At 70.8% G+C, this 26503-nt stretch carries 22 protein-coding genes and 1 pseudogene; 7 read left to right on the forward strand and 16 right to left on the reverse strand.

Translation table 11 applies throughout. The features are described 5' to 3' along the window. Window positions 1–58: 58 nt before the first annotated feature. Both IH68_RS55420 and IH68_RS0122795 read left to right on the forward strand, forming a co-directional pair. Window positions 59–631: pseudogene (locus IH68_RS55420) on the forward strand (LacI family DNA-binding transcriptional regulator); the annotation flags it as partial. 271 nt (window positions 632–902) lie between these two features. Then, complete coding sequence (locus IH68_RS0122795; protein ID WP_030938152.1) at window positions 903–1316, forward strand: DUF6069 family protein; 414 nt, start codon at window positions 903–905, stop codon at window positions 1314–1316. A 68-nt stretch (window positions 1317–1384) separates the two neighbouring features. On the opposite strand, the gene IH68_RS0122800 is transcribed toward IH68_RS0122795, so the two are convergent. The 9 genes from IH68_RS0122800 to IH68_RS0122840 all read right to left on the reverse strand — a co-directional run bounded on the left by IH68_RS0122800 (window position 1385) and on the right by IH68_RS0122840 (window position 9777). After that, entirely contained in the window at window positions 1385–2014 is a 630-nt protein-coding gene (locus tag IH68_RS0122800) for a CoA transferase subunit B (RefSeq protein ID WP_030938156.1), read from the reverse strand. A gap of 20 nt (window positions 2015–2034) precedes the next feature. Beyond that, window positions 2035–2790 carry a CoA transferase subunit A gene (locus IH68_RS0122805; RefSeq protein ID WP_030938158.1) on the reverse strand — a complete coding sequence of 252 codons (756 nt, stop codon included), beginning with the start codon at window positions 2788–2790 and terminating at the stop codon, window positions 2035–2037. Window positions 2791–2824: 34 nt separating this feature from the next. Further along, entirely contained in the window at window positions 2825–3574 is a 750-nt protein-coding gene (locus IH68_RS0122810) for an SDR family NAD(P)-dependent oxidoreductase (RefSeq protein ID WP_030938160.1), read from the reverse strand. Then, a complete protein-coding gene (locus IH68_RS0122815; protein ID WP_030938162.1) occupies window positions 3571–4542 on the reverse strand; it encodes a fumarylacetoacetate hydrolase family protein in 972 nt (323 codons plus the stop codon). Before IH68_RS0122815 ends, IH68_RS0122810 begins: the two co-directional genes overlap by 4 nt. 104 nt (window positions 4543–4646) lie before the next feature. After that, on the reverse strand, window positions 4647–5585 hold the full coding sequence (locus tag IH68_RS0122820; protein WP_030938164.1) for a VOC family protein: 939 nt from the start codon (window positions 5583–5585) through the stop codon (window positions 4647–4649). Between the two features lie 13 nt (window positions 5586–5598). Next, window positions 5599–6615, reverse strand: coding sequence for an amidohydrolase family protein (locus IH68_RS0122825; protein WP_037885030.1), 1017 nt, complete (start codon window positions 6613–6615; stop codon window positions 5599–5601). Continuing rightward, window positions 6612–7748 carry an FAD-dependent oxidoreductase gene (locus IH68_RS0122830; RefSeq protein WP_030938169.1) on the reverse strand — a complete coding sequence of 379 codons (1137 nt, stop codon included), beginning with the start codon at window positions 7746–7748 and terminating at the stop codon, window positions 6612–6614. The genes IH68_RS0122825 and IH68_RS0122830 overlap by 4 nt, the downstream gene beginning before the upstream one ends. 83 nt (window positions 7749–7831) lie before the next feature. Beyond that, a complete protein-coding gene (locus IH68_RS0122835; protein WP_030938171.1) occupies window positions 7832–8794 on the reverse strand; it encodes a cyclase family protein in 963 nt (320 codons plus the stop codon). Beyond that, complete coding sequence (locus tag IH68_RS0122840) at window positions 8791–9777, reverse strand: fumarylacetoacetate hydrolase family protein (RefSeq protein WP_030938173.1); 987 nt, start codon at window positions 9775–9777, stop codon at window positions 8791–8793. Before IH68_RS0122840 ends, IH68_RS0122835 begins: the two co-directional genes overlap by 4 nt. A gap of 154 nt (window positions 9778–9931) precedes the next feature. On the opposite strand from IH68_RS0122840, the gene IH68_RS0122845 reads away from it, so the two are divergent. Further along, entirely contained in the window at window positions 9932–10900 is a 969-nt protein-coding gene (locus IH68_RS0122845) for a LysR family transcriptional regulator (RefSeq protein ID WP_030938175.1), read from the forward strand. 145 nt (window positions 10901–11045) lie between these two features. Here the strand turns inward: IH68_RS0122845 and IH68_RS0122850 are convergent, their stop codons facing one another. Together IH68_RS0122850 and IH68_RS0122855 are read right to left on the reverse strand one after the other, a co-directional pair. After that, window positions 11046–12314 carry an MFS transporter gene (locus tag IH68_RS0122850; protein ID WP_030938177.1) on the reverse strand — a complete coding sequence of 423 codons (1269 nt, stop codon included), beginning with the start codon at window positions 12312–12314 and terminating at the stop codon, window positions 11046–11048. A 265-nt stretch (window positions 12315–12579) separates the two neighbouring features. Beyond that, window positions 12580–13476 carry a PfkB family carbohydrate kinase gene (locus tag IH68_RS0122855; protein WP_030938179.1) on the reverse strand — a complete coding sequence of 299 codons (897 nt, stop codon included), beginning with the start codon at window positions 13474–13476 and terminating at the stop codon, window positions 12580–12582. A 115-nt stretch (window positions 13477–13591) separates the two neighbouring features. Between IH68_RS0122855 and IH68_RS0122860 the strand changes: the two genes are divergently transcribed. Then, window positions 13592–14470, forward strand: a complete 879-nt coding sequence (locus IH68_RS0122860; protein WP_030938181.1) for a lysozyme — start codon at window positions 13592–13594, stop codon at window positions 14468–14470. A 96-nt stretch (window positions 14471–14566) separates the two neighbouring features. On the opposite strand, the gene pepN is transcribed toward IH68_RS0122860, so the two are convergent. The 3 genes from pepN to IH68_RS0122880 all read right to left on the reverse strand — a co-directional run bounded on the left by pepN (window position 14567) and on the right by IH68_RS0122880 (window position 19935). Then, entirely contained in the window at window positions 14567–17002 is a 2436-nt protein-coding gene (pepN, locus tag IH68_RS0122865; RefSeq protein ID WP_030938183.1) for an aminopeptidase N, read from the reverse strand. A 165-nt stretch (window positions 17003–17167) separates the two neighbouring features. Beyond that, window positions 17168–17746 (reverse strand): dihydrofolate reductase family protein, encoded by a 579-nt coding sequence (locus tag IH68_RS0122870; RefSeq protein ID WP_030938185.1) that lies wholly within the window; start codon window positions 17744–17746, stop codon window positions 17168–17170. 341 nt (window positions 17747–18087) lie between these two features. Further along, complete coding sequence (locus tag IH68_RS0122880; protein ID WP_030938189.1) at window positions 18088–19935, reverse strand: phosphatidylglycerol lysyltransferase domain-containing protein; 1848 nt, start codon at window positions 19933–19935, stop codon at window positions 18088–18090. A gap of 675 nt (window positions 19936–20610) precedes the next feature. Between IH68_RS0122880 and IH68_RS0122885 the strand changes: the two genes are divergently transcribed. After that, a complete protein-coding gene (locus IH68_RS0122885) occupies window positions 20611–22035 on the forward strand; it encodes a PQQ-binding-like beta-propeller repeat protein (RefSeq protein WP_159403710.1) in 1425 nt (474 codons plus the stop codon). Between the two features lie 37 nt (window positions 22036–22072). Here IH68_RS0122885 and IH68_RS0122890 read toward each other — a convergent pair whose 3' ends face one another. Then, window positions 22073–22696, reverse strand: a complete 624-nt coding sequence (locus tag IH68_RS0122890) for a PepSY domain-containing protein (RefSeq protein ID WP_051833653.1) — start codon at window positions 22694–22696, stop codon at window positions 22073–22075. A gap of 135 nt (window positions 22697–22831) precedes the next feature. On the opposite strand from IH68_RS0122890, the gene IH68_RS0122895 reads away from it, so the two are divergent. Together IH68_RS0122895 and IH68_RS0122900 are read left to right on the forward strand one after the other, a co-directional pair. Further along, the gene (locus IH68_RS0122895; protein WP_030938195.1) at window positions 22832–23518 is read left to right on the forward strand and encodes a response regulator transcription factor; all 687 of its coding nucleotides are present in this window, start codon (window positions 22832–22834) and stop codon (window positions 23516–23518) included. Between the two features lie 164 nt (window positions 23519–23682). Beyond that, on the forward strand, window positions 23683–24519 hold the full coding sequence (locus tag IH68_RS0122900; RefSeq protein WP_324607679.1) for an NRAMP family divalent metal transporter: 837 nt from the start codon (window positions 23683–23685) through the stop codon (window positions 24517–24519). 31 nt (window positions 24520–24550) lie between these two features. On the opposite strand, the gene IH68_RS0122905 is transcribed toward IH68_RS0122900, so the two are convergent. After that, the gene (locus tag IH68_RS0122905; protein ID WP_030938199.1) at window positions 24551–26023 is read right to left on the reverse strand and encodes an amidase; all 1473 of its coding nucleotides are present in this window, start codon (window positions 26021–26023) and stop codon (window positions 24551–24553) included. Window positions 26024–26503: the final 480 nt, after the last annotated feature.

A 26503-nucleotide genomic window follows, 5' to 3' on the forward strand; every position in this document is an offset into this window, starting at 1 on the left:
CCGACGGCCAGGTACACCGACGACTTCACCCGTCACGGCTCGTCTCATGGGCGGGCGGCGCGCCCGCGTGGACTTCGTGCACAGCGCCGAGGACAAGGGTGTACGGCAGGCGATGGACCACCTCGTCGAGCTGCGCCACTGCCGGATCGTGCACATCGACGGCGGCCGCGGCCCGGGCTCCGCCGACCGCCGGCGCTCCTACCGGGCGGCAATGCGCAGCCATGGGCTGGAGGCCGAAGTGCGGGTGATTCCCGGCGAGCACACCGAGCAGTCCGGTATCGAGACCGGACGGCTGCTGGTGGCGGAGTGCGATCAGGGTCCGCTCCTGTCGACGGCCGTTCTCGCGGGCAACGACCGTTGTGCGTGGGGCCTGTTGATGGCCCTGACCCGGGCGGGCCCCGAGACTCCCCGCGACGTGTCCGTCGTTGGATACGACGACAGTCATCTCTCCCCTCTGATGCCGATCGGGCTGACCACCGTGCGCCAGGACGCGCGCCTCATGGCGGAGCACGCCGTGCGGTTCGCCGGGTAACGGCTGGAGAAGCCGGAGCTGGAACCACGGGAGGCGGTCCTGGAACCCAAGCTGGTGGTGCGGGGTACCAGCGGACCGGCCCCGGAACCGCCGGCCTGAGAGAGGCGGAGGCACTGCCCGTACGACCACGCCTGCACCGTTGGCTCCATGTGCTCACCCGGACCGATATGACGCTGACTCCGCTGGTGGAGGTGTTCCACGGACTCCTGCGCGATGTGGCGCGGGAACGGTCGGCTGCCTGGGGCGAGGCCGGACAGTGGACTCCGTAGCCGCTTGAGCTTGAATCCTCAAACACATTCGTTCAGACTACCGTTTGTTGATTCAAACACTTCTCGCGGAGCCCCTCCGCCGTCCCCTCCTCGGAGTTGCCATGTCTGTTGCCTCTGACGAAGTCGTCGTCCGCCGTGGTCCGCTCGTAGTGGCGGGAGGTGTGCTCGCCGCGATCGTCGTGGCCTCCGCGGCGGACGCGCTCCTTGCGCTCCTCGCCTCGGCCGCGGGCGCGCCTGACGACTTCAAGCCGCTGAAGGCGTCCTCGTACATATTCCTGACGGCGGTCGGCGTCGTGGCCGGCGCGGTCGGCTGGGCCGTTGTGCGCAGGGTGTCGAAGGATCCCCGGGCGCTGGTGCGGTGGCTGGTGCCGACGCTCGTCGTCGTGTCCTTCGTTCCCGACTTCCTGCTCTTCGGCGCCGGCGGCGCGACCGGCGTCGGGGCGCTGCTGCTGATGCATGTCGTGGTTGCGACGGCCGCGGTCCTCGCCTACCGCAAGGTCATGCCCCTGTCGTAGGAACGCGCCGGAAAACGTGGCGCGGGCAGGGACTCACCATCCCTGCCCGCAGCGCACGGACGCGTGGCTCAGGTCTTCACCGGCGCGTCCGTTCGAGCCGCGATGTCGTCCACGCTCACACCCGGCGCGCATTCCACCAGGAGCAGGCCGTCGGGCGTGATGTCGAGGACGCCGAGGTCGGTGATGACGCGGTGCACGCAGCGCTCTCCGGTCAGTGGCAGCGTGCACTCCTCGACCAGCTTCGGGGTGCCGTCCTTGGCGGTGTGGTCCATCAGCACGATGACGCGTCGGGCGCCGTGGACGAGGTCCATGGCGCCGCCCATGCCCTTGACCATGGTGCCGGGGATCATCCAGTTGGCCAGGTCGCCGCCGGCGGAGACCTGCATGGCGCCGAGGACGGCCGTGTCGATGTGACCGCCGCGGATCATGCCGAAGGAGAGCGCGGAGTCGAAGAAGGACGCGCCGGGCAGGACGGTGACGGTCTCCTTGCCCGCGTTGATCAGATCCGGGTCGACCTCGTCCTCGTACGGATACGGGCCGGTGCCGAGGATGCCGTTCTCGGAGTGCAGGACGACGTGTACGCCGGGCGGGAGGTGGCCGGGGATGCGGGTGGGCAGGCCGATGCCGAGGTTGACGTAGGAGCCGTCGGTGAGTTCGGCGGCGGCGCGGGCGGCCATCTGGTCGCGGGTCCAGCCCAGTCGGATGGGGATGGCGGTGCTCATGCGCGTACGGTCCTCTTCTCGATCTGCTTGGCGATGGCCTGGGCGGCCGTCAGCTCCACCACCCGCTGCACGAAGATGCCCGGCAGATGCACCTCGTCCGGGTTCAACTCGCCCGGTTCCACGAGCTGTTCGACTTCGGCGACCGTGATGCGGCCGGCCATCGCCGCGAGCGGGTTGAAGTTGCCGGCCGCCTTGCGGAAGACCAGGTTTCCGTGGGTGTCTCCGCGCCAGGCCCGTACGAGTGCGAAGTCGGTGGTGATGGCGTGTTCCAGGACATACGTCCGGCCGGCGAAGTCCCGGGTCTCCTTGGCCGGGGAGGCCACGGCCACCGCGCCGTCGGATGCGTAGCGCCAGGGGAGGCCGCCCACGGCGACCTGAGTGCCCACCCCCGCGGGCGTGTAGAAGGCGGGGATGCCCGCACCTCCGGCGCGCAGCCGCTCGGCCAGCGTGCCCTGCGGGACCAGTTCCACCTCCAGTTCGCCCGACAGGTACTGGCGGGCGAACTCCTTGTTCTCGCCGACGTAGGACCCCGTCACGCGGGCGATCCGGCCGTCGGCCAGCAGGACGCCCAGTCCCCGTCCGTCCACGCCGCAGTTGTTCGACACGACCCGCAGGCCTGTGGCGCCCTGGGAGTGGAGGGCCTGGATGAGCACGTCGGGAATGCCGTTGAGGCCGAAGCCGCCGACGGCCAGCGACGCACCGTCGGGGATGTCGGCGACCGCCTCCGCGGCGCTCGCGCAGACCTTGTCCATGGCCCATGAGCCTTTCTGCCGTGCGTGTGCTGGTTCATGCGTCGGGGCGCAGGGCGTCCGAGATCGGCATCGCGCCGCCGTGGGAGGTGAGGCCGCCGTCCACCGGGATCTCGGCTCCGGTGATGAAGGCGGAGTCGTCCGAGAGGAGGAAGGTGACGAGCGGGGTGATGTCGTCCACCGTGCCGGTGCGACCGAGCGGGGTCAGACGGAGGTTCGCCTCCCGGAAGGCCGGAGCCGCGGAGGCGGTCATGTCCGTCTCGATGAAGCCGGGGTGGAGGGTGTTCACGCGGATACCGCGGGGCCCCAGTTCCATGGCGGCGGTCTTGGACAGGCCGCGCAGCGCCCACTTGCTGGCCGTGTATGCGACCGGGTAGTGGGCGGTGAGCGCCGCAGACGAGCCGACGTTCACGATCGACGCCCCCGCGCGCATCAGCGGCACCAGGTGCTGGATGCCCAGGAGCGGCCCGGTGACGTTGACGGCGTGGACGCGGGCCATGTCCTCGGGGCGTACCTCGTCGATGCGGGCGCGCCAGGTGACGCCCGCGTTGTTGACCAGTCCGTGCACCTGCCCGTACGACTCCCGCAGTTCGGTGGCGAGTTCGGCCCAGTCCTGCTCGCTGGTGACGTCGAGGCGGCGACAGCCGGGCCCCTTTGTCACATCGGTGGCGATCACTCGCGCGCCCTCGCGGGTGAGTGCCTCGGCCTCCGCGGCGCCCTGGCCGCCTGCCGCGCCCGTCACCACGACGACCTTGCCGAGCAGCCGCTTCGGATGGAGGCCGCTCACGGCCGCTCCCGGGAGCGGCGCCGGCCGGCCGGGACGGGTCGTGGATCGGCGCCGGGCACCACGGTGTTGGAGACAGTGCCGATGCCCTCGACGGTGAGGGTGACCGTGTCGCCCGGCTTGAGCGGCGGCGGGTCCTGCCTGCCTCGTACGCCCCACAGCTCGGCGAGGCAGCCGCCGTTGCCGCAGGTACCCGAGCCCAGGACGTCACCGGGGCGCACCCAGGTCCCGCGCGAGGCGTAGGCGACCATCTCCTCGAACGTCCAGCTCATGTTGGACAGCAGGTCCTTGCCGACCACCTCGCCGTTCACCTCGGCGGTGAGAGCGAGCCGCAGGAACCCCTCCTCGTCGCGGTACTCGTCCAGCTCGTCGGCGGTGACCAGGTAGGGGCCCAGGGTGGTGGCCGTGTCCTTGCCCTTGCACGGGCCGAGCCCCACCCGCATCTCGGCGGACTGCAGGTCGCGGGCGGACCAGTCGTTGAACACGGTGTAGCCGACGATGTGCTCACGGGCCTGCTCGGGAGTGAGGTCGCGGCCCTCCTTGCCGATCACAGCGGCGACCTCGAGCTCGAAGTCCAGCACGCCGGATCCCGGCGGCATGGGAATGTCGTCCCCCGGGCCGTACACCGCGTACGGGTTGGTGAAGTAGAACGTGGGGGCCGCATACCACTGCTCGGGCACGCCCACGCTGCCGTCCACGGACCGCCGTATCCCCTCCACGTGCTCCTCGAAGGTGACGAAGTCCCGCACGGTGGGCGGCTGGAGCGGCGCCAGCAGCTGTACGTCCGAGACATGGGGGCCGGCCGGCACGTCGGTCGTCGCGGAGCCCGCATCGAGCAGTTCGGGCAGACCGCCGCCCTCGGCGAGCAGCCCGGTGAGTGAGGCGACGCCGGGCAGGGGGTGGAGCGTGCCGTCCTCTTCGACGACGGCCACTTGGCGTCGGTTGCGGTACTCGTACGTGGCGAAACGCATGGCAGGGTCCTGTCGGCGGGAGGGCGGGCGGAGCGGGGCCGGGGGCGCGGCGGGGAGTCAGGGCATGACAGGGCTGCCGCGCCCCCGGTGACCGGGGGTGCCGGTCAGACCGGCGGGGCGACGAAGACGCCGCGGTCCACGTCGTTGAAGGACTCCTTGGCGATCAGTTCGTTCATGGGGTTCGCGGTGCCCCACTGGTCGGTGACCTCGGGCTGGGAGAAGTCGTAGACGTGCGGGTGCCAGGTGTCCTCGTCCAGGACCTCCAGCTCCGTCGTGTACTCGACGGTGTTGCCGTGCGGGTCGAGGAAGTAGGTGAAGGTGTTGTCGCCCGCCATGTGGCGGCCGGGGCCCCAGATCTTGCGGATCCCGGCCCGCATCACCCGCCCGGAGCCGCGCATGTACTCGTCCAGGCCGCGCATCTCGAAGGAGACATGGTGCAGGGCGGTGTGCGGGCCCTGAGCGATGGCCATCGAGTGGTGCTGGTTGGAGATCCGCATGAAGTGCATGACCTCGCCCATGTGCGGCGAGCTGAGCGTGTCGGAGTGGCGGAAGCCCAGGTGGCGCTCGTACCACTCCCGGGTGCGGTTCAGATCGGGGGAGTTGAGGACGACGTGCGACAGCTTGACCGGGATCGACTCCTTCTCCTCGATCCTGCGGTGCTGCCGTACCTCGACGTCGGCGGAGACCTCGATGGTGCGGCCGTCGACGTCGAAGAAGCGGAAGCCGTAGCCGCCGCCGGGGGTGTCCACCTTGCCCGGCTGCGAGATCAACTGGACGCCGTCAGCGAGGAGTTGCTCGGCGAGGGTGTCCACATCGGCCGCGCTCGCCGCGCCGTAGGAGACCAGGTCGAGGCGCTTCTCGTCGGCCTTGCGCAGCCGGATGACGTACTGCTCGGGGCTGCCCTCGGCGGCCAGGAAGGAGATGCCGGAGTCCTCGGCGACCTTGGTCAGACCCCAGACGCCGGAGTAGAAGTCGAGCTGCTTGTCGTAGTCGGGCACGGCCAGGTCGACGTGCCGCAGGTGGGTGAGCAGGCGGTTGCTCATGGGGGGTTTCTCCTCAGGTGAGGTTGAGCAGGGCGGCGGCGTTGCCGCCCCGCACCGCGTGGAAGTCGGGCTCGGGCAGGTCCGCGGCACGCAGTGCGTCCAGCGGGTCGTCGGTGCCCATGTCGAAGGGGAAGTCGGAGCCGAGCAGGACCCGCTTGGGCCCGGCGGCCCGGAGCAACTCCCGCAGGACGTGGGGGTCGTGGACGAGTGAGTCGAAGTACAGCTGCCGTAGATAGCTGCTCGGCTCCCGTGAGCAGCCCTGCGCGTCGGGGCGGGCCCGCCAGGCGTGATCGGAGCGGCCGATGTGGGTGGGCAGATAGCCGCCGCCGTGCGCCGCGATCAGCTTGAGTCCCGGATGGCGGTCCAGGACGCCGGAGAAGATCAGGTGGGAGAGGGCGACCGCGTTCTCGCTGGGCTGACCGACGGTGTTGGAGAGGTACCACTGGTCCAGGCGCTCGTCGAGTGTGCAGCCGAACGGGTGCAGGAAGACCAGCGCACCGCGCTCCTCCGCCCGGGACCACAAGGGCTCGTAGGCGGGATCCGACAGCTCACGGCCGGGCGCGTGCGAGGAGATCTCCACACCCTCCAACCCCTGCTCCAGCGCATGGTCGAGCAACTCAACGGTGAGATCGGGGTGTTGGAGGGGGACCAGGCCGAGGCCGCGCAGCCGGTCGGGTGCCTTCGCGCAGTGCGCGGCGGTGCCCTCGTTGGCCAACTGGCTGACCTGCCGGGCGAGTTGGGGCTCGGCCCAGTAGTGGTAGTGCGACGGGGACGGGCTGACCAGCTGGACGTCCACGCCCTGCGCGTCCATCGAAGCCAGCCGCACGGCGGCGTCCGTCAGCTTCGGCAGGCGCGCGCCGACCATCGGACCGTTCACGGCCAGGGCCGCCGGCCCGTTGCGGCGGACGTCGAGCTCGCGGGCCTCGGCGAGCCCGGGGTGTCCGGCGACGGTCTCCTCGATCTGCGGGAGCAGGAGGTGGGCGTGGACGTCGATCGTCGGTACCGCCAGAGGATCGTTCGGACCGGTCACGGGAGCTCCTTCAGCGCGTTCATGGTGCGGCCGATCAGCCCGGGTACGTCGGCGTCGTGCACCCCGTCGAGCACCCACTGGCCGAGCTGGACGGAGGCGTCGACGACCATGCGCACCCGGGGCAGCCGTCGGGCCCGGTAGTCGGAGAGCAGCTGTTCGTCCCAGTCCCGTCCGGTGGTCAGCAGCTCGGCGAGGACCGAGGCGTCCTCCAGGGACATCGCCGCACCCTGGGCGAGGGTGGGCGGGCAGCAGTGGGCGGCGTCGCCGACCAGCACGACCCGGCCTCGGTGCCAGGGGCCCTCGACCAAGTGGCGGTCGAACCAGGTGTAGTTGACCTTGGCCGGATCGTCGATGTGCTTCACGATCTCGGGCCAGAAGCCGCCGTAGCCCTGTGCGAGGCCGCGCATCTCGTCGGCGTACGACTGCGGCGGGATCGAAGCCCGGTCCCGGCACCCCTCGACGACGTAGGCGTAGATGGTGCTTTCGCTGGTGGGGCAGTATCCGGCGATGTAGGCCGGTCCGCCGTAGGCGAGGTCGGTGCGCTCCAGACCCTCGGGACGGGGAGCGGCGATGCGCCAGATGGCCATGCCGGTCGGTGCGGGCTTGTCGGTGATGCCGATCGCGGCACGGGTGGCCGAGTTGAGACCGTCGGCGGCGACAACCAGGTCGTATCGGCTCTCGGTGCCGTCGCTGAAGCGTACCGAGACGCCGTCGGCGTCCTGCTCCAGGGACTCGGCGGTGACGCCCAGGTGCACGGTGGCGCCGGACGCGCGGACCGCGTCGCTGAGGATCTGCTGGAGCCGGGGGCGCTGCATGCCGAGAGTGGCGGGCAGGTCCGGGCCGCCGGTCTGGATGTCCTCGGCGACGAACAGGACAGTGCCGTCGGGGGCGGTCATTCCCACCGAGCCGAAGGCGAACCCGGCGGCGCTCACCTGCTCCCACACTCCAAGCTCGCGCAGCACCCTGAGGGCGTTGCCCTGGAGGGTGATGCCGGAACCGGTGGAGGCGTGCCAGTCGGGACTGGCCTCGACGAGGTCCACCGTGATGCCCGCACGGCGCAGCAGGATCGTGACGGCGTTGCCGGAGGCGCCCCCGCCGACTACGAGTACGGAACGGGCGTCGGGATCGGTCATTGAGGGGATACCTCCCGGTCGGGGCCGCACGGCTTCGGGCGGCGGGGGATGCGGCACGCCCCGTCAAGGCGCGGCCGTGAGCGTTACTTGACGGCGATGGGGTTGACCGGCGAGCCGACCGCACCCGTGATGGGCAGTGGCGCGGCGGTGAGCCAGAACTCGTACACGCCGTCGGCGGCGCAGTCCGCGGCGAGGGCGTCGAGGTCCCACATCTCGCCGATCAGCAGTCCGATGTTGGGGATGACGACCTGGTGCAGCGGCTGGAAGGCGTTCTCGAATTCGTTGGGCCGCACCTCGAAACCCCAGGTGTCGGTGGCGATCGCGGCGATCTCGCTGCCGTGCAGCCAGCCCGCGGTGGTGAACGACAGGCCCGGTGCGGGCCCGCCCGCGTAGTCGCCCCAGCCCTCGCGCCGGGCGCGGGCGAGGTGCCCGGTCCGTACGAGGACGATGTCGCCGCGTCCGACGGCCACCCCGTGCGCCGCGGCGGCCGCGGTCAGATGCTCCTCGGTGATGGCGAACCCGTCGGGCAACTCACCGTCCACGCCGACCACTTGGCCCACGTCCAGGAGCACCCCGCGCCCGGCGACATACGGCGCCATGTGCTCGATCCCGGTGACGAGGTCGCCCTCGGAGGTGACGACCTTCTCGGCGGCGCGTCCGTTCCAGGCCTTGCCGTGGTCGAAGATATGGCCGAGCCCGTCCCACTGGGTGGAGCACTGCAACGGCATGGCGATCACGTCGTCGGCGCCGCCGATGCCGTGCGGGAAGCCCTGGTTGCCGAGGGCGGCGTCGGTGCCGGTGTCGAGCATCGTGTGGACCGGGTTGGTCCGCCGACGCCAGCCCTTCTGCGGGCCGTTCATGTCGAAGGACTGCGACAGCGAGAAGCTGACTCCCCGGCGCACCAGCGCAGCGCCTTCGCGCCGCTTGGCCTCGTCGAGGAAGTTCAGCGTGCCGAGCACGTCGTCCTCGCCCCAGCGCCCCCAGTTCGAGTACGCCTTGGCGGCCTCGGTGATCGCGCCTTCCGGGTCGTGTCGGTCAAGGCTCATGACGCCTTCTCCGCCACACATCGGGTGCGCTGGACGCCCAGACCGGTGATGGAGCCCTCCATGACGTCGCCGTCGCGCAGTAGCCGGCCCCAGTGCATGCCGTTGCCGGCCGGGCTGCCGGTCAACACCAGGTCGCCGGGCAGCAGCCGCGAGGTCCGGGAGATGTACGACACCAATCGCGCGACCCCGAAGAGCATGTCCTTGGTGGACTCGTCCTGCATGGTGTCGCCGTTCAGCTTCAGCGTGACCCGAAGATCCTGCGGATCCGCGATCGACCCGGCCGGCACGAGCCACGGCCCGAGCGGGGTGAAGCCGGGGGCGTTCTTGCAGCGCAGCCAGTCCGTGCCGATGGCCTTCATGTCCCGGCGGAAAACGGTGGCGCGATCGGTGAGGTCGTTGGCGATCGTGTACCCGGCGACGTGTTCGAGAGCCTCCTCCACCGACACCCGGTAGGTGGGCTTGGCGATGACGGCCGCCAACTCCAGCTCCCAGTCCGGCTGTTCGGCCCACTCGGGCAGTACGACGTCGTCGTACGGTCCCGCGATCGTGCTCGGCAAGCCGATGAACACGTAAGGCAGGTCCTCGGCTGCCCGGCGGTCCATGACCGCGGCGATCTCCGCACGCGCCTCCTCGACCGTGCGCGGGTCGTCGGGGGAGCGGTGGGCGACATCCAGGTCGATCACGTGCTGACGGTAGTTCGCGCCGGACTGGAAGATCTGGCGGGGCTCCAGCGGGGCGTGCACCCGCAGGCCCTCCAGCGGCCGCCAGTCGAGGGCGGTGTCGACCGCCAGGGCATGCAGCTCGGGGAGGGCCTGCTCCCACCGCTCGACCACGGTACGCACCTCGCGCGGCGCCCAGTCCAGGGCTTTGCTCAGGTCGAGTACGCGGCCTTCGGCCAAGAGGCCGGGAAAGGGGGATCCGGCGTCCTGGGCCGAGAACGTGCCGAGCGCGAACGGGCCGGCAGGTTGCACGAGCGTTGCCATCAGATTTCCTCCTGCTGGGTTGCGGACTACTGTGACCCCGATCAACCAATCAGGGAAATCAATCCTGTGGATCCACCACATCCATGGCGTGGATGGCTCGCAGGATGGCCGCCCTCACCCGTCAGCCCGGCAGCTCGCTCCTAGGTGGTAACCGGTGAACCTGTCCCGTCTCGACCTCAATCTGGTCGTCGCCCTGCGTGCGTTGCTGGAGGAGCGCAACGTCACCCGGGCCGGCGAGCGCATCGGACTGAGCCAGCCCGCGATGAGCGCGGCGCTGGCCAGGCTGCGCCGTCATTTCGGAGACGAATTGCTGTCACGTACCGGGAACTCCTACGAGCTGACACCGCTCGGCGTCGCCCTACGAGACCGCAGTGTGACCGCCTGCGACCTGCTGGAACGCGTCTTCTCCAGCCAGGCCGACTTCGACCCCGCCGCCGAGACCCGGGAATTCACGCTGTTCGCCTCCGACTACGGCACGGCCGTGTTCGGCGCCGCGCTCGCCCGCGCCCTTCACCACGAGGCGCCCGGCATCCGGCTGACCTTCCAGCACACACCGCCGTCCGTGGTGGAGAACCCCGCCACCATGCTGAGCACGGTCGACGGCCTGCTGATGCCGCACGGCGTCATCGACGGCCTGCCGGCCGTCGACCTCCACCAGGACCGATGGCTGTGCCTGGTCGCCGACGACAACCCCGAGATCGGCGACGCACTCACCCTCGACCATCTGGCACGCCTGCCTTGGGCCGTCTACCAGCGCCCCTACGACGCGCCTGCGGCGCGCCAGCTCAGCATGATCGGCATCAGTCCCCGGGTGGAGGTGTCCGTGCAGGCCTTCCAGTTGCTGCCCCACATGGTCGAGGGCACCAGCCGGGTCGCGATGATCCAGGAACGCCTGGCCCGCAGCGCGACCCGCCTCGCCGCGGTACGCGTCCTGCCCTGCCCCTTCGAGGCCGTACCGGTGCAGGAGGCGATGTGGTGGCACCCGGTCCACGCCCAGGACGCGGCCCACATCTGGCTCCGGCAGAAAGCCGCAGAGGTGGGCGCGACCCTGACGGGCGGCGACGGCCGCGAGACGGCCGACTCCGGAGCACAGGGCGCCGGGCCGGCGTCGGGTCGGCTGTGATCCGGTTCGGCGTCGACCGTGTGGGACGCGATCGTGGCCGAGGGTCGACGGCGGCAGGTTGCTCGCCCCGGCCACCGGGCCGGCCGTGACCCAGCCCGGCCTCGGCCCCTGAGCGATGCGTCTGTGGCCGTCGGCGTGCGTGTGCTCAGGCCAGTTGTTCCGGGAGTGGCCGGGGATCGGCGGCGGGCGCGCGGCGGCGGGCCGCCAGCAGTCCCGCGGCGACGAGAGCGGCGGCCAGTCCCAGTACGCCCACGGCGCCGGCGAGGCTGCCGACCGCCGACTCCACGGCGAGCAGCACCAGCGGGCAGACGAACTCACCGGCGAAGAAGGCCGCCGTCCACAGTCCCGTGCCGCGACCGCGGTCCTCGAAGGCCAGCCGGGACATGGCGCCGGTGAGGAGGGCGGGCAGAAGCATGCCCGTACCGACACAGTTGATCACCGCTCCGGCAACCAGCAGCGGCGCGTTGCCCGCGAGGAACATCACCCCGAAACCGACCCCGCAGACGGCGAGAACGGCCGGCAGCGTCGCCTGCGGGGAGCGCCCGAGACGGGCGAAGGTGATCGCCCCACCGACGGTCGCGGCACTGGCGACCGCCGTGGCCAGACCGATGACACCGGAGTTCTTCGTCCCGAGGTCGTCGAGCAGGTACGACATCTCCACCGGGACGGTGTAGAAGACCATCGCACCGAAGAAGGTCAGGGCGCAGATGCCCCGCAACTCTCGCCAGGGGAAAGGCCGTCGGGCCTCCACCACGACTGATGCCTCGACGGCGGCCGGGCGTGCAGCCGGGTCGGGCAGGGCGGTCGCCATCAGCGGGGCGAGCGCCAGACTCACGGCGTACACCCAGAAAGGCACCCGCCAGCCCGCCGATCCGGCGGCGCCGCCCAGCACGAAGAAAACGGTGGCCGAGGCAGAGGCGCACATGGTCTGCAGGGCGAGGTACTTCACCCGCCGCTGCCCCGAGTAGTAGTCGCCGATCAGCGTGGTGCAGCACGTCATGATCGCTGCCTCGGTGACGCCGACGAGAGCGCGGCTTGCGATGATGGCGCCGAGCGAGTCCAGCCAGAGCGGCGCGGTGCCGAACAGGGCGTACAGCAGGGTCGCCACGATCAGCAGACGCCTGCGGCCGAGCCGGTCCACGATCACGCCGGCGAACGGGGCCAGCAGGGCCAACGCCAGCGCCGGAACGGTCAGCGCGAGAGGCACCAGCGCCTTGGCACCCGGAACGGATCCGAAGTGATCCTGCATCTTCGGCAGCACCGGCGCGATGAGCACCGCCCCCAGGATCGGCAGACAACTGCCCGCCATCAGCAGGGTCACCCGCAGCAGATGGGCCGGACCCGATACGGCCACGGGTGGCGGAGCGGCGTCTTCGACCGCGGCGGCAGAGGGCGGCGGGACGGAACCGGGCATGGCGACTCCAGGCAGGGTGTACGGAAGCGGGCATGCTTGTCAGGGGCGCCGTCGGCGCTCGGCATGCAGGGGACGGCCGCACGACTGCGGCTGGTCCGGACAGCGGCGTGCGGGTAGGGACGACTATGGGCCCCTCCGGAGCCCAGCCGCCATCCTTGGCGCAATCCGAATCCCGTATCCGGTGCATCCATACGGTGGATGAGCCGATCTACGTTTGAAGTTTCAACCACGTGTCAGGGCGGGGTGCACCACCCAATGGCGTGGCTCAACCGTCTTGCATCCAGGCGCGTGTGCCGAACGACGCACACGCCCGCGAGGCCACCTCGGCCGCACCGCGCAGTGACTGCACGAAGCCCTCCGACGTCAGGGGTCCCTGGACGGCGAGGTGATGAGCGAGCGCCCCGTGCAGCACGTCACCCGCCCCCAGGGTGTCCGCCACACGGACCGCGGGCACGTCCACCGTCCCACTGCTGTCGGGGCCCGCCCACATGATGGACCGCCCTCCCCGGCTCACCGCCGACCAGAGGACCCCGTACTCCCGCAGAAACCGCAGCGTGTCCGTCGGCGTGCCGGCGCCGGGCGGGCGGAAGTCGGCCGAGCAGACGGCCACGTCAATGAAAGGCAGCAGATCCTGCGTGCCGTCCTTCCAGCTGCCTCCGTCGAAGACGGTCGGACGACCGGCGGTGCGCGCGAGCCGGGCGGCGGCCACGGCCAGGTCCATGTGGTGACCGTCGAACTCTGCGATGTCGCAGGCGGCCACCAGCACGTCGAGATCGTCGGGCGGGGCGAGCCGGTGGCCCTTCGCGTTGGTCGAGGCGACGGCGCGGTCCCCGCTGGACGCAGTCACCAGAATGGACGACACGGCCGGCGGCTCGGCCGACTCCGCCGCCAGGTCCGACACGGTCACGCCCAGACGACTGAGGTCTTCCTTGATCCCGAGCCCCAGCGGATGGGAGCCGATCGCGGTGAGCAGCCTGGCCGTGCCACCCAGGTGGCTGAAGGCCGCGGCCGCGTTCGCCGCCGGACCGCCTGCCGCGACGACCTGCTCACGAGCCGTCAGTTTCTCGTTCGGAGTCGGCGCATGGTCCACGAGCTGAATGACGTCCAGCGTGCACAAGCCGACGAACAGCCCTTCAGGCCGTCCTTTCGTCGCCTGCACCACCCACCAGCACCTCCTCCTGCACGAGCACGAGGTCACACCCATTGGAGTACTCCGACCCCGGTAATGCCTTCATTGGGCGGTACATGGCGTGCGGCGCGGCGCGCCCCGGGGTCAGATGGGTTGCGTGCCAAGCTGCTTCCGTCCTCAGCACGGCCGCTCGCGCTGGCGTCTCATCGCTGCCCTGACCGGCCTCCTCCTCACCCTGCCCGCAATGCCGCCCGCGTACTCGGCGGCCGGACCCTGGCCCGATCCGCCCGTGCGCGGCGGCGCCTATATGGGAATGGGCGTCGGAAAGTACGAAGGAATGGGCGCCCACCACGACCCCGATCCCGACCCCCCGCCCCTGCAGGTCGGCCAGACCGAAGGCGTCGACGTCTCCAGCTACCAGGGCGAAGTCGCCTGGTCCGCGTTGTGGAGCAGCGGCACCCGCTGGTCCTACACGAAGGCCACGGAGGGGACGTCCTACCAGAACCCCTACTTCGCCCAGCAGTACGACGGCGCCTATCGCGTCGGCATGGTCCGCGGGGCGTACCACTTCGCCACCCCGGACTCCAGCAGCGGCGCCGCGCAGGCCGACTACTTCGTCGACCACGGCGGTCGCTGGTCCGCCGACGGCCGGACCCTGCCCGGTGCCCTCGACATCGAGTGGAACCCTTACGGTGACGCCTGTTACGGCAAGACCAAGAGCGGCATGGTGGCCTGGATCCATGCCTTCCTGAACCGCTACAAGGCCCGCACCGGTCGCACCGCCGTGATCTACACGGCCACGAACTGGTGGAACAACTGCACGGGCGGCTACAAGGGCTTCGGCTCCACCAACCCACTGTGGGTCGCCCGTTACGCCTCGACGGTGGGCGAGCTTCCGGCGGGCTGGTCGACGTACATGATGTGGCAGTACACGTCGTCCGGTGCGACCGTCGGCGACCACGACAAGTTCAACGCCCCCGCGGACAAACTGCGGGAGTTCGCGGCCAGTCACCGGACCGACGACTGACCGCTTCCTGTGCCGGCAGGGGCTGACCGCCCGCGCAGGCGCGGCCGCAGATGGATGCGGCCGGGCCGGTACGGTCGGGGCGTCCCGCAGGAACGGTCAGGGCCTGCGGGAACGCGAACGCAGCATGCGGTGCACCGTGTCCGAGCGTTCGAGGAGTGTGTTGCGGACCACCGGGGCTGCCTCGGCCGAGATTTGCTGGGCGGTCTCGATGTAGCCGGAGTCGATGGCGTGGGGCGGGAACAGATGGCTCGTGAACCCCATCGCCGGGATCATTCCACCCTGGTGCAGATGGGGGATCACCTCCAGATAGCGCTGCGTGTAGGGGCTGAGCAGGTCGTCCTGGGCGGGCCGCCAGAAGGCCGCCGCCACCTGGCCGACCCCGGAGACGGGAACGGTGCGGTCGACGACGAGCTGCTGCCAGACCTCTGCCTTGGCGGCGGCGTCGGGCACCGCGGCCCGCACGGTGAGGGCGCGGATCCAGGCGTCGGGGTCCGGGTCGCGTTCCAGCAGGAGGGCGGCCTCCGACGAGACGTCCTTGCCCAGTTCGGCCGCGCGGACGAGCGTGCGCCAGTGCAGGTCGACGTCCTCACCCGCCTGCTCGCGCAGCCAGGCGAGGTCGTCATCGGCAGTGGCGGTACGGGCCAGCCCGCGCAGGGCGACCTGGCGGCGGCCGGGGGCAGCGGCGAGGTCCCGACAGGTCCTGGCCACCGCCGCCGTCAGCGCTGCGCGTTCGCCGGGCGGCGCCCACAGTTCGGCGATGTTCGCGGCGAGGGTCAGATACGGCTCGATCACGGCGTCAGACGTCTCGGCCGCGAGGACCGCGGTGATGCACTGCCCGGCTTCCAGCGCCGAGGCCTCGCCGGTGGTCAGCATGTCCCACACGGTGGCGACGGCCACGCCCCGGGAGATGGCCGTGGGCAGCTCCGCGGCCGAACGGAAGAGGGCGTCCCGGCTCGTGGGGTCCGGGCGGGCCGTGGCGAAGGTCAGATCGTCGTCGTTGATCAGCAGCACGTCCGGCACGGGAGGCAGGCCGACGACGGGGGTACGGGGCTGTGTCACCTCGATGCGTTCCAGCGCCGTGCGCTCCAGCGCCCGTCCGTTCCGGGCGTACGCGCCCACCGCCAGAACCTGCGGGCGCGGAGTGCCGGCGGCCACCAGCGTGACGCTCTCGCCCTCGCGCTCCAGCCGGAAGCGGTCGGTGCCGGCCGTCGCCAGCCAGGCGGTGCGCCAGCCGTCCAGGTCCCGCCCGCTCGCCTTGCCGAGGGAGTCGATCAGGTCCTGGAGCGTGGTGTTGCCCCACGCATGCCGGGCGAAGTAGGCGGCCATGCCGGCCCGGAAGTTCTCCTCGCCCACATACGTCATGAGCTGCTGCAGGACCGAGGCACCCTTGGGATAGGTGATGTTGTCGAAGATCGACGCGGCCTGGGCGACATCGTGGATGGGCTGGTGGATCGGGTGGGAGACCGGGCCCTGGTCGGCCAGATACGCCTTCAGTTTGTCGCTCACCAGGTGACTTGCCCAGGCGTCCGTGTACCGGGTGGCGCCCTCGGCGGCCCAGTGGCAGGCGAACTCCGCGAATGCCTCGTTCAGCCAGAGGTCGTCCCACCAGCGCATGGTGACGATGTTGCCGAACCACATGTGCGCCATCTCGTGCAGCAGCACCTTGGCGAGCAGCTCCCGCTCGGCCGGCGTCGGCGCGGCCCTCCGCAGAAACACGTCCGACCAGGTCACGCAGCCGTAGTTCTCCATCGCCCCGCCGAACTCGGGCACGAACACCTGGTCGTACCTGCGCTGCGGGAACGGCATCGCGAAGGCCTCGCCGTAGAAGGCGAGACCCTGTCGGGTCAGGGTGAAGATCTCGTCGGCGTCACGGTCGAGGACCCCGGCGAGCGAGCGGCGCGCGTACAGGCCGAGGTCGTGCCCGTCGGTCTCGCGGCGGATCTCGTGGAAGGGGCCCGCGTTGACGACCGTGTTGTACGTGGACAGCGGCGGCGTGTCCGGGAAGGTCCAGCGGCGGGCCGTCCCCAGGTCCTCGACGCGTGCCTCGCCGGAGTTGCTGGTGACGGTCCAGGCGGTGGGGGCCGTGACGGTGAAGGCGTGCGGGGCCTTGAGGTCGGGCTGGTCGAAGCATGCCCAGACGAACCGGGCCTCGTCCGGTTCGAAGCTCATCCACACATAGACCTCGCCGTCCGCCGGGTCGGTCGCCTTGTGCACGCCCTCGCCCGCGGCCGTGTCGGCCTGGACGCTCTCCACGCGCAGCACGTTGTGCCCGGCCAGGGCGGGCAGGGGGATCCGGCCGTCACCGCCGGGGGTGAGAGCGGTGCCGTTGAGGGTGGCGCTGACGACCTGTGCCGCGCAGTCCACGAAGCTCTCGGCGCCCGGCTGGTGGCAGGTGAAGGTCACGGTGGACACGCACCGCACCTCGGATCCGTCCCGCAGCGCCGTGAGGTCGACGTCCACGTCGTACCGCTCAACCGTCAACAGCGCGGCCCGGTGTTCGGCTTCGGTACGGGTCAGGCTTCGGATCCCCATGCATCCTCCTCGGCAGACAGCGGGCGACAGCGTATGCCGGAGAGCGACGACGCGCTCGGGGTTTTCCGGCGCGCCGAACGGGCGCCGGGTCCTTGGCAGTTTGCTTGGCCGTGGTGAGGCGGTCTGCAGGTCGAGCAGGTGTCGTACGGTCGTCCGCGGTGGGACTCAGCCGTGCAGGGTGGGGCGGTAGGTGAGCTCCTGGATGTGGCCGTCGAGTGTCCGGCTCTCGATCAGTTCGAGGTCGAAGTCGGCCGCACCCTGGAAGATCGGGTCCAATCCGCTCCGACCGGTGATCACGGGGAAGAGCGTCACCTGGACGCGGTCGACCAGACCGGCGGCCATCAGCGCCCGGTTCATCGACAGGCTGCCGTGTGAGCGCAACGGCACCTCGGACTCCTCCTTGAGCCGGGCAACGGCGTCGACGGCGTCGCTGCTCACGACGGTCGCGTCCGGCCAGTCGAGGGGTTCCTCGAGGGTGGTCGACACCACCGTTGCCGGCAGGTTCCTCATCCGCGTGACCCATGGGTCACGCACGTCGGACCCCTCGGTGCTCGCGGCCAGCATCCTCGCGAACGCCCGATAGGTGTTGGCCCCGAAGACCATCCGCTGCTCCTCGCGGTACAGGGCGAGGCGATGGTCGAGCAGCTCGGGACCTTGCTTGCCCCAGTAGCCGGTCCAGTCGCCGCCGGCGGCGCCGAACCCGTCGAGGCTGGAGAAGACGTCGAAGGTGTAGGTGGCGGTCATGAGGCTCTCCTCAGTGCGGTTGATCGGTCCTGAAGAGACAGACTGGAGATCACCGCCAAACTCATCGCGGTCCGACTCCGGCGGCGTGGCAGAGCCGGTGGGCGATGAACGCGGCCAGGCGGCAGACGGCGGTGCCGGCCGCCTGCTCACCTGCAGGGCCACGGCGGTCAGGAGGAGCGAGAGGACCAGCGGGGCGCAGCCGTCGGTCCTCACGGCTCCGCACCGACGAGGTGTGGTCCAGCGCCTGGTGCATGGCCTCGGCCGTCACCTCGGCGGCCTCCTTCCCCGGACGGTACGCGCTCCGGCGTTCCCACGGGCGCCGAGCCCGCCGTGCGACCACCTTACGAAGCGTGGGGTTTCACGGCTCCGTCCGGCTGGTTCCTCCGGCGCTGGGGCAGGCGCGGCGGGGTGACGAAACCCTCCGCACAGGCGCTGGCGAGGCCGATACGGGGCAGGTCTGCGGTCTTCTCGAACAGCAGGAAGCGGGGCTCCCAGACCGGCCGGTACTTGGCGTTGGCGCGGTAGAGGGACTCGATCTGCCACCAGCGGGAGAAGAACGTGAGGATGGAGCGCCACAACCGCAGCACCGGCCCGGCGCCGAGGCGTGCGCCGCGCTCGAAGACGGCGCGGAACATGGCGAAGTTCAGCGATACCCGTCCTACACCCAACTCCTCGGCGCGCAGCAGCAGTTCGACGACCATGAACTCCATCAGGCCGTTCTCGCAGCCCCGGTCGCGGCGCATCAGGTCGAGCGACAGCCCGTGCTCGCCCCAGGGCACGAAGCTCAGCAGCGCCCGCAGCTCGTCTTCGGCGTCGCGGCACTCCAGCATCACGCAGCTTCCGTCGCCGGGGTCGCCGAGCCGGCCGAGCGCCATGGAGAAGCCGCGCTCGGTCGCGCCGTCGCGCCAGTGGTCGGCCCGTTCGATCAGCGTGGCCATCTCGTTGTCGGGGATGTCGGTGTGGCGGCGGATACGCACGGTGTACCCGGCCCGACGCACCCGGTTGTGCGCCTGACGTACGACGCGCATGGCGCGACCGTCGAGGGTGAAGTCGGCGAGATCCACGATGGCCTCGTCGCCGAGTTCGAGGGCGTCCAGGCCGTGCCGGGCGTAGATCGTGCCGGCCTCCTCGCTCGCGCCCATCACGGCGGGCGTCCAGGCGTGACGGCGGGCCTCGGCGAGCCAGGCGTCGATGGCGCCGGGCCATGCCTCCGGGTCGCCGATCGGGTCGCCGGAGGCGAGGCTGACGCCGCCGACCACGCGGTAGGCGACGGCGGCCTTGCCGGTCGGCGACCAGATGACCGCCTTGTCGCGGCGGAGCACGAAGTAGCCGAGGGAGTCCCGCTCGCCGTGGCGGTCGAGCAGCGCGCGCAGCCGCTTCTCGTCCTCTGCACCGAGCAGGTCCCGGCCGCGGGGCGAGCGGAAGCAGACGTACAGGACGAGGCAGAAGGTCGCCGCGACCATGATGTTGACGATGACGTCGACCCAGCGGGGCGCCTGCACGGCATCCACGCGGTCGGCGAGCGGGCCGACGCTGATGCCCCGCAGCAGCGTGTACGCGACCTTGTCGAACAGGGTGGCGCCGTGGAGTTTGTTGGTCGCGCCGACCAGCAGCGTGCCGATCGTGCCGCTGACCAGGATGCCGCCCGCTCCGACGGCGAGCGCCAGCCTCGGGTTGGACGGGTCCCCGACCGCCTCGAACTCCCGGTGCCCGATCAGCAGCGCGGCCACGAAAAGGCCGGTGAGCAGGGCCGACGCCCAGTTGAAGACGTGCGCGCGAAACGGGTTCTGGGTCAGCGCGACGGCGTACAGCGTGAACAGTGGCCCGGCGAGGGCCAGGTTGACCGTCCAGGCGGCCCGCTTCCTGCGCCGCATCACCATCGACAGGAAGATCGCGAGCGCGGCCGAGACCAGGCCCGCGGTGGCCAGGTACGGCGTGAAGTACTCACCCGCGTGGTGCGCGTGGAACCGGTGCGAGGTGTGGGAGGCGTAGATCCGGCCGGTGTTGTGCTCGTCGACCTCGCGCCGGAACGGCACGGACACGACCGCCGCTATGTTGAGCAGGGCGATCAGCCGCAGGTACCAGACGGTGAACGCGGCTGCCCGCGCCCGCAGCCGGGAGGGGACGGGGGGTTGTTCGGGGGTGGTGCGCCGGCGAGGGAGCAGGGCCGACTGCTGCTGGGCGGTCATGACTGGGTGTCACCTTGGGGAGTGGGCGGTCGGATCGGTGCAGGTGGGGACGAGGGTTGGGGAGGACCGTCGCGTGCCCGACCTCTTCTACCGCGTAGTCCGACCGAGCGCCAGCCGGAGGTCTGCGGGGCCCGAGACGGGGGTGGGTCCCCGTAGGTGGTGCATCGGTCGGTGGTGGCGGCCTGATGGTCGAGGGCATGACGCATGATCCATGTGGTCGCCTCGGCGAGGTTCCTCACCGGAGTGTAGGCGTCGTCGGATCGAGAGCCGTACCGGACGAGACCCTGCGCCTTGAGGCGGTCAAGGGCCCTGTGCACGGTCTCGCTTTGTTCATGTTTCTTCCCGCGTGCTTGCCGTCCACCTCGCCCTACGCCTTGTAGGGCGAGAGAACCCTACATCTTGTAGGACTGAAAGGGCGGGCCGGGGGCGGGACTGCCGTACGTCGTCGCGGTCACCCACTTCGTCCTGCAGTGGCCGGCAGGACTGCGAGCGGCCGGTGATGTGGGCGGGCTCTTCTATGCGAGTAGATCCGTGAAGGGCAGCCTGTTGCCGGTCGGTCACCTGGACCGGCCCGTTGCTGTCCGCCTGGCTGAACCGCCCTGCAGCGAAGAGAGTTGGTGCCTCGTAACGCTCTCGCGGAGAACCGGCGGGCGCTGCGGACGCATGCCGGGCACAGTGGAGAAGAGGAGACCGGTCTCGGTCTCCTCGGCGGCGGAAGGGGCGACGGTGATGGTGCGGCGGCTCGCGGCGGTGATGCTGTGCGGCGGTCTGCTGGCCGCCGGGTGTTCGACGGGGGACGACAGCCCCGTACCGCCCCCGCGCTCGCTGCCCCCGCAGAGCCGGTCGGCGGCACCGGCCGGGCAGGCGGACTGGACGACGTACCACCGCGACGGACTGCGCAGCGGGTACGCCCCTGGCACGCCGGCGCTCGGTACGCTCCGGTCGGCGTGGACGGCCCGGCTGGACGGCGCGGTGTACGGCCAGCCGCTCGTGGTGCGCGGCAAGGTGGTCGCCGCCACCGAGAACGACACCGTCTACGCCCTGGCTCCGGACACCGGCCGCGTCCTGTGGCGCCGCCACCTGGGCACACCGCAGCCGCGATCCGGCCTGGGGTGCGGGAACATCGACCCGCTGGGCATCACCGGCACGCCCGTGTACGACGCCTCCACCGGGCTCGTCTTCGCCGTCGCCGAGACCGACGGCGGGCGCCACCGCCTGGTGGGGCTGGACCTGGCCACGGGCCGCGAGAAGGTCGACCGCGAGATGGAGTCCCCGGCCGGCGACCGATCGGCGCATCAGCAGCGTGCCGCGCTCGCCCTGCTGGCGGGCCGGGTGTACATCGCGTACGGCGGGTTGTACGGCGACTGCGGGTCCTACCGGGGCTCCGTCGTCTCGGTCGCGGTGACAGGCTCGGGTCCTGTCACCTCGTACACCCTGCCCACCCACCGCATGGGCGGCATCTGGGCGCCGGGCGGACCAGTGGTCGACGGCGGACGGCTCCTGGTGTCCGTCGGCAACGGCGAGTCCACGGGCGGGAGTTACGACGGCACGGACTCCGTCCTGGCGCTCTCCGCCGGTCTGCACCGCACCGACTACTTCGCCCCCTCCGACTGGGGGCGGGACAACGCGGCCGATGCCGACCTGGGCTCCCTCACCCCGGTGCGGATCGGCCGCTTCGTCCTGATGGTCGGCAAGAGCGGCACCGCCTACCTGCTGGCCGCCGACCACCTCGGCGGCATCGGCGGGCAGCTGACGCAGACGGACGCCTGCCCGGCGTACGGAGCGGCGGCTTTCACCGGAAGCACCGTCTACGTGCCCTGCTCCGACGGGCTGCTGCAGCTGACGGTCCGGGCGGACGGCACGATGACCACCGGGTGGCGGACGGCGCTGCGGCGGGCGGGCTCGCCCGTGATCGGCGGCGGCGCGGTCTGGGTCACCGACTTCGAGGCAGGCACGCTGTACGCCCTCGACCCGGACACCGGCCGGGTCCGGCAGCACCTGGCGGTGGGCGACCTGCCGAACTTCGCCTCGCCCGTGCTCTCCGGCGACCACGTGTACCTCGGCACCCGGACCGGCGTCAGCGCACTCTCCGGCGCGTAGACCGACCCCCGGGCGCCGGTACGCGGGGGACGGCGAGTCAGTCCTCGGTACGGTCGTCGCCCGTGCCGTTTCCGTCCGGGTGACCGCTGTCGTCGTGGTCGGTGTGGGCGGCCGTGACCTTGCCGGACCGGGCGTCGACGGTGACCTCGTGGCCGGCGCCGTTGGCGTCGGCGACGTCGACGTGCCAGGCGGCCGTCCGGGCGTTGCCGTCGTCCAACTCGGCAGACGTCGCCGTGCCCGGGACCTTGCTGAGCGCGGCGTCCACGGCCTGGCCGAGGTCAACCCTGGCGGACTCGGCCAGGGCGTCGTCGCCGGCACGGTCATCGTCCTGATCGATCGTGCTGCCGGAGAGCTTGCCGTCAGCGGCATCCACCGTGACCTCGTGCTCCACACCCTCGTCGGTGACGATGTCGACCTTCCAGACGGCCTTGCCCTGCTGTCCCTCCAGCTCGACGGAGGTGACCGTGCCCGCGACCGACTTCCGGGCCGTGTCGGCGGCCTGCTTCAAGTCGGTCCTGCTGCTCGCGGCACGCGTGCTGTCCCGGTCGCCGTCGTCGGCGACGGCCACCGCGGTCGCGGCACCCGCGCCACCGAGCAGCACAGCGAGCACGGCGGCAACGGTACGGCGACGACCGGTCAGGGGGCGCTTGAGGGCCTTCATCGTGGGGAGTCCTTTCCTCGGGGCACCGGGGCCGGTGGTGGTCGGCCCGACGTGAACCACCCTGCGCGCGCGACGCTGAAGCCATGCTGAAGCTTCCTGAAGATCACTTCAGGGCGGCTCTGAGACGCTGGGGACATGCGCCTGCTGATCGTGGAGGACGAGAATCGCCTCGCCACCGCCCTCGCCCGGGGCCTGTCCGCCGAGGGCTTCGCCGTGGACGTGGCCCACGACGGTGTCAGCGGTCTGCACTTGGCGCAGGAGCAGGACTACGACCTGATCGTCCTGGACATCATGCTGCCCGGCCTGAACGGCTACCGGGTCTGCGACCGGCTGCGGGCGGCCGGCGACGAGACGCCGATCCTCATGCTCACCGCGAAGGACGGCGAGTACGACGAGGCCGAGGGACTGGACACCGGCGCGGACGACTACCTCACCAAGCCGTTCTCGTACGTCGTCCTGCAGGCCCGCATCCGTGCCCTGCTGCGCCGCCGTACCCGAGCCGCCGCCCAGGCGCTGCGGATCGGGGACCTGACCGTCGACCTCGGCGCCAGGCGCGTGGAGTGGGCCGGAACCGAAGTCGTACTCACGGCAAAGGAGTTCGCGGTCCTGGAGCACCTCGCGCTGCACGCCGGCCGGGTCGTGTCGAAGGCGGACATCCTCGCCCACGTGTGGGACTTCGCCCATGACGGCGACCCGAACATCGTCGAGGTCTACGTCAGCACCCTGCGCCGCAAGCTCGACGTCCCCTTCGGGCGGCGCTCCATCACGACCGTGCGCGGCGCCGGGTACCGCCTGGAGCCCGACGGCGGCCCCCATGCGTAGACCGTTCGCCTCCGTCCGCTCCCGTGCCGCGCTCGCAGCGACCCTCGTCGTCGCCGTTGCCCTTGTCGTCGCGGGCGTCGCCGTCGTCGCCGTACTGCGCCACAACCTCACCGGCCGGGCGAGCCTGCAGTCCGAGATCACCGCCCGCACGGTGGCGGGCGCCCATGCAGCGCTCAACGGGAACTTCGGCGCCCTGGACCTGCCCGACGAGGACGACCGGCTCGTGCAGGTCGTCGGTCGCGATGATCCTCGGCCACCCCGACTGGGGCGCCGTAGGCCACCACCTGGTGGGCCCGCATGTCGAGCCGAGCAAGGACTTCATCCTGCTGGCAGTCGCGTTGATCGGTACGACGGTCAGCCCGTACATGCAGTTCTACGCCGCCGCAGGCGTCGTCGACCGGGGTGCCAAGCCCGCCGACTACCCCCTCATCCGCGCCGACGCGATCCTCGGCGCCGTCTTCGCCTGCGTCATCAGCCTGACCATCATCATCGCCACCGCCTCGGCCATCGGCGGAACCGGTCCGCTGAACTCCGCCGCACAGGCAGCCGAGGCCCTCAAACCGGTCGCCGGCCAGAACGCAGAACTCCTCTTCGCCCTCGGCCTGCTCGGCGCCTCCGCCCTGGCCGGAGCCGTCGTCCCGCTCTCGGCCAGCTACGCCATAGGCGAGGCCGCCGGCGTGGAACGCTCCGTCTCCCGCAGCTTCCGCGACGCCCCGCTCTTCCTGGGCCTGTTCACCGCCCAGATCGTGCTCGGCGCCACGGTCGCCATGACCCCGGTCGACGTCATCCAACTGCTCATCGGAACCCAGGTACTCCAGGGCCTGATCAGCCCCGTCGTCCTGGTCTACCTCCTGGTGCTCACCAACCGCCGCTCCGTACTCGGCCCTGCCGCCAACGGCCCCCGCTACCGCATCGCGGCCACTGCCGTGGTCGTCGGAGTCGGCGGCATGTCCACCATCCTTCTGGTCCAGACAGTGCTCGGCTGGTTCGGCCTCGCCTGACGCCCCGCACCGGGGGCGCCGTCGCCGCACTTCATGACCGCGAGCTCTCGGAGTACCCCGGCGCCTGGAAGCCGCCGAGCTGCGGCTCAAGCAGTTCGGCCAGCCGCAGCGGGGTGCGGTCCTCGAACATCGGACCGATGAGCTGCACGCCCACCGGCAACCCCTCAGGGGACCGGCCCGCCGGTACGGCGGTGGCGGGCAGCCCGGGCATGGTGGCCAGACCGGCCCAGACGAGCTGGTCGAGATACGGGTACTCGACGCCGTCGATGTCGAGCCGGCGACTCATCGGATCGGGGTTCTGGTCGTGCGGGAACGCGGGAGTGGGCGTGATGGGACACACCACTGCGTCGAACTCCGCGAAGAGCTGCCGCCAGCCGTGGCGGTGGAGCTCACGACGGCTGTTCGCCTCGATCCAGTCGCGGTGGCTGAACACCATGCCGCGCAGCCGCGCCGCGTCGAGACTCCGGTCGTCTGCGCTCAGTCCCGCTGCATGGGTGCGCAGCTGCTCGTACACGTCGACGGGCAAACGCGCAGCAGAGTTCGCAAACAGCAACTGCGTGTAGAGCACGGCGGCTTCGGTGAGACCGGGCAGCAGCGCACTGTGCCGTTCGACGCGGGCGCCGCCGTCGACAAGCGCGTCGGCCACCCGGTTCAATGCCGCGCGCACAGCGGACCCGGTCGGAATGAGCGGATGGTCGTCGAGGACCAGGACCCGGAAGTCGCAGAGCTGCTCGTGGCGCGGGGGCGGCAGCCGCAAGTCGTGCGCCACACCGAGCGTCAGCGGATCCGGTCCGGCCATGACGTCGAGCAGGAGCGTGAGGTCGCGGGCGCTGCGCGCCATCGGACCGACGACGGCGAGGTCGGGCTCGGCCGGCAACGCCGGTGCGGGCGGCGGGACCATGCCGCGTGTCGCCGCCAGCCCGAGGGTCGGCTTGTGCGCGTAGACACCGCAGAAATGCGCGGGGGTGCGCAATGAACCGCCGATGTCGGAGCCGATGGACAGCGCGCCGAATCCGGATGCCAGGGCCGCCGCTGATCCACCGGAGGAACCACCTGGCGTGCGGCTGTGATCCCACGGGTTGTTGGTGGTGCCGTAGATCTCGTTGAAGCTCTGCACATCCTGCAGTCTCAAGGGCACATTGGTCTTGCCGAGCACCACCGCGCCTGCGGTCTTCAGCCGCGACACCTGCACCGCGTCCTCGGCCGGCACGAAATTCTGGTGCAGTGGTATTCCCCAGGTCGTGGGGAGTCCGGCGATGTTGTAGGACTCCTTGACCGTCACCGGAATGCCGAGCAGCGGCCGGTCCTCACCGCGTGCGCGGGCCTGGTCGGCCTCGCGCGCGGCGGCCCGAGCACGGTCGAAGTCCGGCACACAGATCGCGTTGATCGCCTTGTCGTCCCGCTCAATCCGGGCGATCGCCCCGTCGGTCAGTTCCGCCGAGGTCACTTCACCGGCACGCAAGGCAGCCATGAGTTTTTCGGCCGTCAGAAAATTCCACTCCATGAATCGGACCGTATCCGTGTCTCGGAGAGGCCATCAAATGCCGCTCTGCGCAAGGGGGATACCTGAATACCCCGGCGGTTCGCGGGCGCTCTCGACTTCCCGGAGCACTTCTTCGGCGGCCCGGAGGTCTTGGAACTGCCGGGGGAGTAGATCGGCAACCGTTTCCGCCTGCTGAGCCGGATCTCCCTTCCCTTGGCAAGCCGGACCCTGAGACGGCCGCGGAGATGGTGCGCACCGCTGGGACCTGGGCAACGCGCCGGCACCCAACATGGTTCACCTACTGGAGGCTCACGGAGTCCGCGTCTTCTCCCTGCCACCGGACTGACTTGAGGTGGATGCCTTCGCCGTGTGGCGATGGGCACCTGGGCCGACGAGCTGACCACGTTGCTCTTGGCCCTGCCCGGTCAGGAACGCCCGGCTCTCGGCAAACATCCGCTCAACTCCGGTTCCTGTCAGTCAAGGTGGAGGGTGGTCAGGGCG

The organism is Streptomyces sp. NRRL S-646, assembly GCF_000720765.1.
In the GTDB taxonomy this organism is placed as follows: domain Bacteria; phylum Actinomycetota; class Actinomycetes; order Streptomycetales; family Streptomycetaceae; genus Streptomyces.